The sequence below is a fragment of the Hymenobacter jejuensis genome, from assembly GCF_006337165.1.
Taxonomy (GTDB): domain Bacteria; phylum Bacteroidota; class Bacteroidia; order Cytophagales; family Hymenobacteraceae; genus Hymenobacter; species Hymenobacter jejuensis.
In genome coordinates, this window is record NZ_CP040896.1 from 2,293,470 (window position 1) to 2,305,684 (window position 12,215).

The window sequence follows — 12,215 nt, forward strand, 5'->3', positions numbered from 1 at the left end:
GACCCCTACTCCGCATGAAGATTCGACGCCCTTCGCGTCTTGTGCTCGTTGTCGCCGCCGTCTGCTTCATCGCGCTGTGGAACGTAGCCGCGCACTTCTACGTGCAGCGGTTTCACCAGCGCGTCCACGCCCGCCCACGCCGGTATTGTTACGAAACCTTTTTGGGGCCGCTCAACCCGGTCATGATCATCACGGATGAGGCCTACAAAGCCGAACTCGTGTCCTACTACACGCGCATGCTGCAAGGCGAGGAGAGTCCAGTCTTTCGCTTTCCGCTCCGCAGCGTGCTATTTATCAAGCCGGTGTACGTGCTGGAGCAAGATTCGCAGGTGGCCAAAATCCTGTACTACTATACCGCGCAAGAGCAGGGCAACTACCTGGAAGGCTACGTGGACCGGCGGACCTTACACACCCTCCCGCCAGCGGACAGTTTGGTGCAAGCCAAGGAAAAAGTAGACTACAGCCAATAAAACCTGTACTAGCAGGACAGCCCAACCGAACGAAACAAGCCGTAGCAAGGCAGTGTCAAGGGCTTTTGCCCGAGCAGTTGAGAGGCGCTATGAGGCGTGGAGAATTGACGGCTGTCAGTCGTATAAGTCCGATTATGTAAAGTAACGAAAGTGCTACTGCATGACAGCTTCTTGAACCGCTGCGTCAATCAAAGCTATTGGCTCAGCGCATTAATGTAAGTGCGCGGGAGTAGTAAGGGCACCCAAAATGAAAAGAGCCTGATAATTGTATCAGGCTCTTTGTCAAGTATATACAAAGTGAGTGTTACAGTGCCTTCTTCCGGCTTTGCTGGAATTTCTTGAGCTGCGGATCAATCACTTTTTTGTCGCCCACGGCGATGATGGTCAGCTAGATAACGTGGGGTTTTGCCCCGCGTCCTCAAAAGCTGCTTTCTGGAGGATGGAACCAATATAATCAGGTAAGCGTAATTACATTGTACGTACATTTGCTTCATGAACACGCGCATAATACGAGTAGGCAATTCGCAAGGAATTGTGCTGCCCAAGAAGCTACTGCAACAGTATCACCTCGTCGGCGAGGTCGACTTACAGCCCACGGTTGAAGGCCTGCTCATCAAGCCAGTGGCAAAGCCCCGCCGCGAAGGGTGGGACGAGCGCTTTCAACACGCGATTGCCCAGGGCCAGACCCCAGAGGGCGAACTGCTGGAGGGCTTTTCTGATGACGCCTTTGAGGAAACCGAATGGCAGTGGTAGCGGTGCAACGCTTCGAGGTGTGGCTCGTCAACCTCGACCCCACCCAAGGCAGCGAAATCAACAAGACCCGTCCGTGCGTAGTGCTTTCGCCCGACGAGATGAACCGCTACCTGCGCACGGTCACCATTGCGGCGCTGACCAGCACCCGGCGCGATTATCCCTCCCGCATCGATTGCACCTTCCAGGGCAAGGAAGGGCAGGTAGCCCTAGATCATATTCGGTCGGTTGATAAAACCCGCTTGGTGCGTCGTTTGGGCATGCTGCCCAAAGCCACTGCACAAGAGATATGCGACCGGTTGCAAGAGATCTTTCAATATTAACGGCCGCTCCTAGCGCACCTCAGATCGTGCAGGGATTTGCCCTATGTACCGCCATCAAGTCACGGTATGCGGTCCCAGACTTGACCGTTGATGCTTTCCAAGCGCACCAAGCCCGCTTGTTGATCGTAGTAGAGCTTGCGGAGCGTCGCCTTCGTTCTGAGGCCGTAGGTAGGACACGCTCCACCCGTAACCGGCGTGGCTAAGACCACCACATGCGGGTATACCTGCCCGCCGACGGTCAGCGCCTGCCCCGGCGACATTGCTACATCGACCGGCAAGTTGAGCGTATAGCATATGGCCCCGCCTTGGGACGCCGGCGGACCCAAGTATTCGTTCCACATGCCCGCGACCACAAACGCGCCGCCGACGGTAGTACCGCTACCCGCCTGCGGGGTCGTGTGCCGAAACGAAAAGTAGCCGGCTTCATAGACCGAATCGACGCGATCCACGATGACTACCCTGCACCCTACGCGGTCACTTTCAACCAGAAGCGTTGAACGTTCTTCGGTTGGCTCGGTATTGCGCGAAGTGTTTCAGTGTAGCTGATTGAGCCAGTCTTGAAACCACTCTTTGGGCAACCTGACTTGATTCAAGTCTATGGCCTGTAGTTCTTCAATTTTATATGTATTCACCAAGTACAAATCCCATTGCGCATCCACATCATTTAACACTTCATAAGTGGCCTCGTCGATTCCGGCCGCTTCTAATTCCAAGTCATTTACCACGATATTCCCGAAGTGTTTGCTGCACCAATTCGCGAAGTCTTGATGACTGTAGGTTGCGTTGCCCTCTACCAGATTCGCTAACAGACTTATGAGATTCTCTTTCGAAAGCGGCAAGGAAATATCTTTTGCCCCCGTTTCTTCTAGAGCACCTCCTTTCTTGAACCGGTATGGCATGGGAGTTCTTTGTGTAGGGTAAAGTTTGTGCTGACGGCCAGCACGCACACTTCGTTTATGCTTAATAAAGAGCCTGGTACAACAATCAGGCTCTTTGTTAAGCATATACAAAGTGTGCGTTACAGTGCCTTCTTCCGGCTTTGCTGGAATTTCTTGAGCTGCGGATCGATCACTTTTTTGTCGCCCACGGCGATGATGGTCATTTCTTCGGGGCGGATGTATTTCTTCGTCGTTTCGGTGACTTGCTGCGGCGTGATCTGGTAGATGTTCTTTACCTGGTTGGTGAGGTAGCTGTCGGGTAGGCCGTGGAGGTCAAGCTGGTAGAGCTGCCCGATGATGCCTTCCGGCGTAGAGTTGCGCAGCACAAACAAGCCCGCTTCGTAATTCTGAATGCCTTTCAGCTCATCAGCCGACGGCGGCTCCTGGCGCAGGCGGTCTACTTCGTTCATGATCTCCTTCAGCGAATTGCCTGTCTCACTGGTGGTTACGTCGGCAGTTTCGGCCCAGTCGGCGGCGCGGTAATGGGTGCTTACAGAGCTATACGGCGAATACGTGTAGCCCTTGTCCTCGCGGATGTTGCGGGTGATGCGCGAGCCAAACGATCCGCCCAGCAGCGAATTAGCAATGCGCAGGCGCAGGTAGTCAGGGTTAGACGGATCGACTACGGGCAGGCCAATAACCAACGTCGATTGCGGCGCGCCGGGGCGGTCCTGCACCATCAGGTCGCCTTTGGTAGTGGGCTTGGCAATGTCGATGTGGCGCTCTGGGCCTTTGGTCCAGTCGCTGAGCGAAGCGGTAATGGCCTTTTGCAGGGCCGCTGCGTCGAACTTGCCGGCCGCGTACAGGTTGGTGCGCTGGGCGCCGTATTGCTTCTGGTAAAACGCATTGACCTGCTCCAACGTGAAACCGTCGATCATGGCGTCAGTGGGTAAGCCGCGGCCGTAGGGGTGACCTTTATAGAGCGCCGACGAAAACTTGATGCGCGCCTGGGTACCGGGCCGCGAACGGGCCAGGTTCATTTCGCGCTTGAAGTCGTTTTTGATGCGCGTCAGCTCCGAAGCCGGGAACGACGGGTGCTGCACCAAATCGGCCATTAGGGCCACGAGGTCGGAGCCGTATTCCGAGAGCACCGAGCCCGAAATCGTGGTCTGGTCGGCGCCCACCGACACGTCGATCGAGCCGCCCATGCGCGCGACTTTCTCCGATATCTGGTTGGCCGACAGCGTGGTGGTGCCTTCGCGCATCAGCCGGCCCACGATGTCGGCGAGGCCGTTTTCGTTTTCCGCTTCGTGCACGTTGCCGGCCTGCACAATCAGGCTCACCGATACTTTCGGGATTTCGCCGAAGGGCACCAGCGTCGCCTGCAAGCCGTTGGGCAACGTGAATTCCTGCTTGGCGGGCAACGAAAAGTCGCGGGGTGTGCCGCCGGGCGGGGGTGTTTGTTTTTGGGCCAACACGGCCGAAGAGCTAAAAGCCAGCGCCGCGCTGCACAAGCCGAGGAAGAGGAGGTTTTTCATGCGTCGGTTTAACTTTTAGCCAATGGATTGATAATCAATACGGTACGATTGGTGGGCCGCAGATACTCTTTGATGGTTTTCTGCATCACGGCGGGCGTCACTTTCCGAAACTCCTTTTCGAGGTTGTTGATGCGGCCGGGGTCGTTGTCGAACAGGGCAAACGTGGCCAGCAAATCGGCCTTGCCGAAGCCGTAGAGGCTGCTGAGCTGGTCGTAGAGACTGGAGCGCATCTTTACCATCGCCAAATCGAGCGTGGCCTGATCGACGCCGTTTTTGTCGAGCTTCTCGATTTCCTGGGTGAGCACCGCCACCACCGAGTCGGCTGATACGGTGGGATCGTAGGTCAGGCTGCCGCCCCAGTGCATCGGGCCGTTGTAGTCGAACATGTTGCCCAAATCGTTGATGCCACCGCTGACCGAGCCCGCGTAGCCGCGCTTCTGCACCAGCGCCTGATAGAGCCGGCTGTCGTTGCCCTGCAACAAAATCTGGTCGAGCAGGCCCATGGCGTAGTATTCAGGCGTGTTCTTGTCGGGCATGTGGTAGGCAAACGCCAGCGCCGGCTTGGTGGCCAGCTTGTCGTCTTTGGTGAAGCGCTGCTCCTTTTCCTGCCGGGGCTCCGTGAGGTCTACCTTAGGCGGCTGCGGCGCCGACGGAATGCCGCCAAAATATTGCTGCACCCACTTTTTGGCCTCCGCCGTGTCGAAATCCCCGACTACTACCAGCGAGGCATTGTTGGGCGCGTAGTACGTCTTGAAAAACGACTGCACATCCGTCAGGTTCGCCGCGTCAAGGTCTTTCAGATCGCCGTAGAAGTTGTGGGCGTTGTGCCAGTTCTTATTGGCGTACTGTGGCATGTCGAGCCACGGAAACCCGCCGTAGGGCTGGTTGAGCACGTTTACGCGCACCTCGTTTTTCACCACGCCTTGCTGGTTGGTGAGGTTGCTCTGGTTGATGGCCAAGCCGCGCATGCGGTCGGCTTCGGCCCACAGCATGGTTTCGAGCTTGTGCGCCGGCACGATCTCGAAGTAATTGGTGAAATCAAAGCGCGTGGAGCCGTTCAGAATGCCCCCGTTTTTCTGGATCAGCGAGATAAATTCGGCCTTGCCCAAGTTCTGCGAGCCCTGAAACATCATGTGCTCAAACAAGTGCGCAAAACCGGTGCGGTCGCGCGGCTCGATGCGGAAGCCGATGTTGTAATAAACGGCAATGGTGGTAATGGGCGCCGTTTTGTCGGGCGAGAGCACCACCTTCAGGCCGTTGTCGAGGGTAAAATACTCCACGGGCACCTGGTACGACGCAACAGCGGCTTCTTCAGCCTTCGGGGCGGGGGCGGTGGTGGTCACGCCCGTACTTGTTTTCTGACTACACGAACCCAAGAGCAGCAGTCCGCTCAGGCCCAGAGTCAGGAGTGGAAATCCGATTTTGTCTAGACGCTTCATGTGCATACAAGCTTAAAACATGGTTTTATCGGCAAAATAGTTAAATATTCCATGGTACATAGGCGAAATTATATCTAATTATTTTCGCCCAAAATCAGGGAGGCCAAACCGGCTTTTGTGTGCGCTACTTTCTTGTTTGTGCTCGAAAGACAGCACGTAAAACCGCAAGGATGCACCTTGTATGTTATTATCAGACAGTGGTTTATGTGATTTTTGTACTTTGCCCCCAAGCCGCCTGTCATCCGGAGCTTTGCAAAAGACCTCTATTGCCTCGCCAACCCTCGCGTCTGTCATCCAGAGCGCAGCGAAGGATCTTTACACGAGTAGTAATTTATATAGCATGGCAACGAAGCAGTAAAGATCCTTCGCTGCGCTCTGGATGACAGACGCTTAAGAACAACGTTGCATTCACAATCTAAAAGGCCTTCAGGCCTTAAATCTCTACTTTGAGGGTAGCCGGCTGCTTGGTCACTTCAAACAGCTCGCCGTGGGGCACGATGGTAATCTGGCCGTACTCCTGCAACAGCATGCGATACGCTTCGGCCACGGGGCGGGGCTTGCGGTCGAGGTCGTAGAGGCCGCAGGGGTTGACCTTGCCGACTTTCTGGGCCAGCGCAATGTCCCAATCGATCTGATCGATAAGCGAATACCACGTAAAGCCGAGCACCGGTACGCCTTCCTTGCGCATGCGCAGAATATTGACCCACTGCTTCCAGAGCCACGTCGGGGCTTCGTGGGCGTCGAACACGTTGGTTTCGGTGTGCATCACGGGCTTGAGGTAGCGCTGGTAGTACTCGTGCGTGATGTTATACCATCCCAGCACGTCCATGCTGGTGCAGATCTCGCCGTTGGGCAGCACAATGCGTTCGTTGCGGCCGTAGTAGTCGTTGCCCATGATCTGGTAGCCGGGCGGCTCGCCGGCCATAAACCAGTCGTATTCCTTGCGCGTCAGACCGTTGTCGAGCAAATAAGTAAGTACTTCAGCATCAGGATGATGTGCGTACAATAAATCTAGCGACAAAAACCGCAATTTGTTCTCGATCTGAATAGAAGGTGTGCGTACCGCGCGCAGCTCGTGGGTAAATTCCGCCGATTCGCTTTGCACGATGATGCAGTCGGGACGCACTTTGGCAATCTGCTGGGTGGCCATGATGCTGGCGGCCGTCAGGTGTTTCAGGGCCGTAATAAAGCCTTTGTCGGTGCGGAGCTGCTCGTTCCAGACGCCGTCTTTAGCGCTGATGCGGGCCGACACATAAATCTCGTTGACGGGCGTGTAGTACCGCACCCACGGATAGCGCCGGGCCACGGCCGCGGCGTATTCGGCAAAATGCACCGGCAGCTCGGGGTTCTGGAAATTACCGATCCAGTCGGGCACGCCGAAGTGCAGCAAATCCAGAATCGGCGTGATGCCCAAGCGCTGCATCTCGGCCATCACCTGGTCGGCAAATTCCCAGTCGTAATGGCCCGGCGCGCGGTGAATAGTGTAATACGGTAGTCCGTAGCGTAATACCTTCAACCCCAGGTCTTTCACCAGCTGCAAATCTTCCTGCCAACGGTCGTAGTGCCCACACTCAGCCAGCAAATCGCGGCGCGTGCGGCCGTGATCGATGGTGGGGTAGGAGCACTCGATGCCCGTCGCAAACATAAAGTTGCCCGCCGCACCCGACGGCAGTCCGCTGCCATCGCGCCCACCCGCGCCGCCAAATTCGTCGCCCTCGTAGTGGCCATCGCCGAATTTCTCTTTTATGTGGGTCAGAAAGCCTTTGGGCATGAGCGTTGGAAATGAATAGGTTAGAATTTATAGAGCTAGAAAGCTAAGCTCCCCTCCTTTTTCAAGCAGGGGAGCTTAGCTTTCTAGCTCTAGTTCAGGCGTCGCGCCGTCTTTCTTTTTCCAGAAATTTATCGGCGGTGCGTAGGCTTAAGGCCATAATGGTAAGAGCCGGATTGACACTCAAAGCACTGGGAAATAACGAGTTATCACAGATATACAAGTTCGGAACGTCGAAGGCGCGGCCGTTGGCGTCCACCACGGCATCGTCGCCGCTGAGGCCCATGCGGGCCGTGCCAATGACGTGCGCATTGCGCGGAAAGGCCCACACGTCGCGGGCCCCAGCGGCCTCCCAAATGCGGCGCATCACTTGCTCGGCGTGGCGCGTCATGCGGGTTTCGTTTTCCTGGTTAGTGAAGTGGATTCGGGGCTTGGCGATGCCGCGGGCGTCTTTTTCGTCGGCTAGTTCCAGATAGTTATCGGCGTGCGGCAGGCAATCGCCCAGGATGTTGATGCCAGCGATGTGGTTGTATTGCTGCATATAGTTGCGCAGCGCCGGACCCCACAGCTTGCGCGCCCGCACCACTTGGCCCGCAAACGTAACGGGCATAACGCCAATGCTTTGCAATAAGTAGCCGCCCGCAAAGTCGGCGTCCTGGGGGCGGTGGGTATCTTCAGAAATCAGCGAGCCGGGAATGCCTTTATAGGGCCGAATATCCTCGTCGAAGGTGCCCCACACCTGTATGCCGGTATGGGCCATGAAGTTGCGGCCTACTTGCCCGCTGGTGAGTGCCAACTCGTTGAGCAGCAAGATTCTTGGTGTTTCGATGGCCCCCGCACACAGAAACACGTTGCGACACGCCTGCCGGTGTGGCTGGCCGTTTTGGAGGTACACTACGGCGGTAATGTGGCCTTTTGTATCGCGCTCAATTTCAGTTACATAGCTATTGGGGCGAATGTCGGCGCCGTGGGCTACGGCCAGCGGAATAAACGTGACGTCCATGCTGGCTTTGGCGCCGGTGCTACAACCGGCCTGGCAGAAGCCGCGGTTGGTGCAGGCCTCGCGCCAGCCCACGCCCTCTTGGTAGTAGCGTGCCGATAGCGCCGCGTTGGCGGCCGGCGAAGTCCGTAAGCCAAGCTGTTCGCAGCCACGCTGCATAAGTTGCGCAGCCCCGTTGAGCGGCAACGGCGCCAACGGATATCCCCGCTTGCGGGCTGGTCCCCACGGGTAGGGCGTCGGCCCCGAAATACCCAGAAAGTGCTCAAGCTCATCGTAATACGGTGCAAGCTCGTCGTAGCCGAAAGGCCAGTCGACGCCCACGCCGAAATCGCGGTTTAGGTGCAGATCGTCGGGCTGGGCGCGGGGGGTGTAAGCAGTGTAGTGTAGCGTAGAGCCGCCCACGCCGGTGCCGGAGTTGTTCTTGCCAAAAGCCACGGGGTCTTGGCCCGCCGACAGCCGCTCGTCGTTCCAAAACAGGAAATTCTGTGCGTGCTCGTCGGTGGCAAAATCGCGCTGGGGGTTGTGCCACGGCCCGGCTTCGAGCGCCACCACTTTCAAGCCCGCCATAGCCAGTCGAGCCAGTAGGGGCGCGCCGCCCGCTCCGGTGCCAATCACCACACAATCAACCTCTTCTGTGGGAAGCTCCAGCTCAAGTGGTTCGGGCGCGGGCTCCAAAACGGTTTTTTCCTGCATCAGCTGTTTCAGCAACGGATCCTGAATTTCGGGCTGCACAGGGTTCAGCACGCCTTCTTCGGCTACTTCTTCGTCGGGCATAAAGAAAAGGTAAGAATATAATAAGTTATATAAGGATTTGATTGTCAAATACTTATATAATATTTAAGTTGGCTCTATCGGTTGATTTCGGCATTCTTTTCCGGCTCGCGGGGCTCCAGCTCGCCAAGCTCGATGCGCGACCAGCCGGGCACATCGGCCATGCCGACGTAGCCAATTTCTTCCTGAGCCAGCGGATGCGCGTAGTAGAGTTCGGTCATTTCGGCCAGCATTTCCTCGAAGAACCTTCCGGCTGGCAGCGTCTCCCAAATGGCGCCCGGCGCCCGCGCCTCCTGTATTGCCTGGATTACAGCATCTTTCTGCTGGTCAGAGAGTTGCGTGAAGTCCTGCTGATACATTGCTTGAGCGCTTTCCTGAATGCCACCCAGCCCGAGGCGGTACGTCTCGCGGTCGGGCGGGAGAGCGTCGTAGCGCCAACCGTCGCTGCGGCCTTCCAGCAGGCGTTTGTCAATGGCAATGGCCAACTCGATGGGTTCCTCGCGGTCGGGCTGCGGGAAGATGCGGGCGCACACGGTCCGTAGCAGCTCGTAGGTAGCGGCATCGAAATACGCTGGCTCGTGCACCACCGGCTCCAGGCGGGCAAGCAGGGCCGCACGGGTAGCCTCAGTCACGAGTTCCGTGGCCAGCAGGGCACGCACAGTGCCTTCGGGATAGGGCGAAGCAGACATAAACAGGTAGATTCAGGCAGCAGCAGTGGGCCACTGTCGAGGTGTAAACTGCTTACGGACAAAATCTTCCCGCGGCGAACCGATAAATTTTTAGAGCCTGCCTGCTTTGGTCACGCTTTACTTGAGCCGCATGATCGCCGCCATGGTTTCGAGGCCGTCCCAGAGGTTGCCGAGGCGCAGGTTCTCGTTCTCGGCGTGTTGATTATTGTCGTAATTGGCCACGGGCACCGTGATGGTAGTCGCGTTGAGCTGTTCTTTAAACGCGTACAACGGCAAGCTGCCGCCGGAAGTCGGCAGCGCCACAACCGGCTGATTCGTAGTGGATTGTACGGCCGCCACAATGCTGCGCGCAATGGGCAGATCCATGGGGGTGCGCTGGGCGTTGTAGCCGGCTTTGGGCACCAAGCGCACAATGCGCGGGTAGCGCAGGCGTTCGGCGTCGGTGGGCTCGTTGGCAGTCACGAAGAAGCCCTGCCGCTGCATGTGGCGCACCACTTTCTGAATTTGCTTTTGGTAATCATTGCCCAGCACGAGGCGCAGATCCAGCACCGCCGTGGCGGTGGTCGGGATGACGTTAGCGGCCTGCGCGCCCACGTTGGCGCTCTGCAACCCGTTGATATTCAGCGAGGGCTGGTTGATTAGCTCGTTCAATGTCTGGCCGCCCCCGTCGGGCCGGACGAAGCCCAGCTCTTCCCGAATGGTCGTGTCGAGGTTGGGCACGTTGCGCACGGCCTGCTGCTCGGCGGCCGTTAGCGGCACCACGTCGTCGTAGAAACCCGCCACGGTGACGCGGCCGGTGCTGTCTTTCATGGAGGCCAAGAGCTGAGCAAGTGTCATGGCTGGGTTGGGCGCCCAGTTGCCGTAGTGGCCGCTATGCAACGGGCGTTTGGGGCCGTACACGGTCAGCTCCACGTTCACGTCGCCGCGGGCGCCAAACACCACCTGCTTGCGGCCCGACTGGTGCACCGGCCCGTCGCAAATCACCCACAGATCGGACTGAAGCAGGCTTTTGTTGTTGCCCAGAATTTCGCTTAGGTGCGGCGAACCGGCTTCTTCTTCGCCCTCAAAAAAGAACTTAAGGTTGACCGTGGGCTTGAGCTTACTGGCTTGCAAAGCCTGATATGCCGACAAAATCGACATCACGCCGGCTTTGTCGTCGGAGCTGCCGCGGGCGTAGAGGCGCCACTCGGGGTTGAGGGCGGTACCGGGCTGAGGCGCGGGCAACAGCTGGCCGCCTTTGGCAAGCGAGGCGCTGGCCAGCGTCGGCTGAAAAGGGCTCAGACCCGCAGCCCACTGCTTCGGGTTAACGGGCTGGCCGTCGTAGTGGGCATAGAAAATCAGGGTGCGCTTGGCGCCGGGCGTACGCACTTCGCCGTACACGGCGGGCGCAACGCCCGCAGTAGGCGCGCGCAACAACTGCACGCCGCTAATGCCGCGCCGGCGCATCATGTCGGCGATGAAGTTGGCGGTTTGGCGCAGATTGGCTGTGTCCACCGCAACGTTCGGGATGACCAGCAGCTGCATGTACTCGGCAAGTAGCTGATTTTCATGCGATTGCCGGAACTGCCGTACTTTCTGCAAAGCCGAATCAGGCGCGGCAAAACCAGCCAAGAGCAATAGGCTGCCGAGCAGCCCCATACCGTATGCTTTTCTCATGCGGTGAAGTAAAGGCTTCACCCTCAGAAAGCAAGCCGCCGATGCACTTCCGTTACTGGTCGCTGCTGAGTTTGCCGCCCGTTACGTGCACCAGGCTTCCCGTCATAAACGAGCCGTCCTGCGAAGCCAGCAGCACGTAAGCTGGGGCCAATTCTTCGGGTTGGCCGGGCCGCTTGAGCGCCACCTCGTACCCAAACTTGGCGATTTCTTCGGCCGGCATTGTACCCGGAATGTTGGGCGTCCAGACGGGGCCGGGTACTACGCAATTCACGCGTATGTTCTTCTCTCCCAAGTAGGTAGCCAGCGATTTGGTCAGGGCATGAATCGCCGATTTGGTGCAGGTATAATCAATCAGTATTGGGTTGCCGGTGAGCCCCACAATGCTGCCCGTATTGATGATGCAGTCGCCGGCCTGCAGGTGCGGAATGGCTGCCTGTGCCATCCAGATATAGCCCAGAATGTTGGTGTCGAAGGTGCGGCGAATCTGCTCTTCCGGGATTTCCTCAAATTTTTCCTGCGCCATCTGAAAAGCGGCGTTGTTGACCAGTATGTTCAGGCCGCCGTAGTGGGCCAAGGTCTGGCGCACGGCTTGCTTGCATTGCTCGGGGTCGCGCACGTCGAGCTTGAGCAACAGGCACTTGCGTTTGCGTTTTTCTACCTGGCGCTTGGTTTCGTTGGCATCTACGTCGTTTTCGTTGTAGAGCACAGCCACGTCGGCGCCTTCCAAGGCAAAGGCTATGGCCACGGCCCGCCCAATGCCCGAGTCGGCCCCGGTGATGAGCGCAATTTTCCCCTGTAACTTATTGGCTGCCTTGTAATTAACAAAGTCCGTGTCGGGCTGCTGCTTCATGTCGGCTTGTTTGGCCGGATAGGGCTGCTTTTCGGCCTTCATGTCCTTGGCCATCAGGCGTTTCTCGGGTTTGGCAGGCGCCG

General features: G+C 57.6%; 12 protein-coding genes. 3 read left to right on the forward strand and 9 right to left on the reverse strand.

The features are described 5' to 3' along the window. Positions 1-14: 14 nt before the first annotated feature. The 3 genes from FHG12_RS09375 (at position 15) to FHG12_RS09385 (ending at position 1,543) form a co-directional block, all read left to right on the forward strand. Positions 15-470, forward strand: coding sequence for a hypothetical protein (locus tag FHG12_RS09375; RefSeq protein WP_139515483.1), 456 nt, complete (start codon positions 15-17; stop codon positions 468-470). Positions 471-962: 492 nt separating this feature from the next. After that, on the forward strand, positions 963-1,223 hold the full coding sequence (locus FHG12_RS09380) for an AbrB/MazE/SpoVT family DNA-binding domain-containing protein (protein ID WP_139515484.1): 261 nt from the start codon (positions 963-965) through the stop codon (positions 1,221-1,223). Further along, complete coding sequence (locus tag FHG12_RS09385; RefSeq protein WP_139515485.1) at positions 1,211-1,543, forward strand: type II toxin-antitoxin system PemK/MazF family toxin; 333 nt, start codon at positions 1,211-1,213, stop codon at positions 1,541-1,543. The genes FHG12_RS09380 and FHG12_RS09385 overlap by 13 nt, the downstream gene beginning before the upstream one ends. A 59-nt stretch (positions 1,544-1,602) precedes the next feature. On the opposite strand, the gene FHG12_RS09390 is transcribed toward FHG12_RS09385, so the two are convergent. From FHG12_RS09390 to FHG12_RS09430, 9 genes are all read right to left on the reverse strand, one after another. After that, positions 1,603-1,992 (reverse strand): hypothetical protein, encoded by a 390-nt coding sequence (locus FHG12_RS09390; RefSeq protein WP_139515486.1) that lies wholly within the window; start codon positions 1,990-1,992, stop codon positions 1,603-1,605. An 84-nt stretch (positions 1,993-2,076) separates the two neighbouring features. Continuing rightward, a complete protein-coding gene (locus tag FHG12_RS09395) occupies positions 2,077-2,547 on the reverse strand; it encodes a hypothetical protein (RefSeq protein ID WP_139515487.1) in 471 nt (156 codons plus the stop codon). A 14-nt stretch (positions 2,548-2,561) separates the two neighbouring features. Then, positions 2,562-3,959: a M16 family metallopeptidase gene (locus FHG12_RS09400; protein WP_139515488.1), complete on the reverse strand. Its 1,398-nt coding sequence runs from the start codon at positions 3,957-3,959 to the stop codon at positions 2,562-2,564. A gap of 8 nt (positions 3,960-3,967) precedes the next feature. After that, a complete protein-coding gene (locus FHG12_RS09405) occupies positions 3,968-5,398 on the reverse strand; it encodes a M16 family metallopeptidase (RefSeq protein WP_139515489.1) in 1,431 nt (476 codons plus the stop codon). Between the two features lie 433 nt (positions 5,399-5,831). Continuing rightward, complete coding sequence (locus tag FHG12_RS09410; RefSeq protein ID WP_139515490.1) at positions 5,832-7,169, reverse strand: family 1 glycosylhydrolase; 1,338 nt, start codon at positions 7,167-7,169, stop codon at positions 5,832-5,834. Between the two features lie 94 nt (positions 7,170-7,263). Further along, positions 7,264-8,940 carry a GMC family oxidoreductase gene (locus FHG12_RS09415; RefSeq protein WP_139515491.1) on the reverse strand — a complete coding sequence of 559 codons (1,677 nt, stop codon included), beginning with the start codon at positions 8,938-8,940 and terminating at the stop codon, positions 7,264-7,266. A gap of 74 nt (positions 8,941-9,014) precedes the next feature. After that, on the reverse strand, positions 9,015-9,626 hold the full coding sequence (locus FHG12_RS09420) for a gluconate 2-dehydrogenase subunit 3 family protein (RefSeq protein WP_139515492.1): 612 nt from the start codon (positions 9,624-9,626) through the stop codon (positions 9,015-9,017). Between the two features lie 117 nt (positions 9,627-9,743). Further along, positions 9,744-11,282 carry a M20/M25/M40 family metallo-hydrolase gene (locus tag FHG12_RS09425; RefSeq protein ID WP_230471347.1) on the reverse strand — a complete coding sequence of 513 codons (1,539 nt, stop codon included), beginning with the start codon at positions 11,280-11,282 and terminating at the stop codon, positions 9,744-9,746. A gap of 52 nt (positions 11,283-11,334) precedes the next feature. Then, positions 11,335-12,186, reverse strand: a complete 852-nt coding sequence (locus tag FHG12_RS09430) for an SDR family oxidoreductase (RefSeq protein WP_139517750.1) — start codon at positions 12,184-12,186, stop codon at positions 11,335-11,337. Positions 12,187-12,215 lie beyond the last annotated feature (29 nt).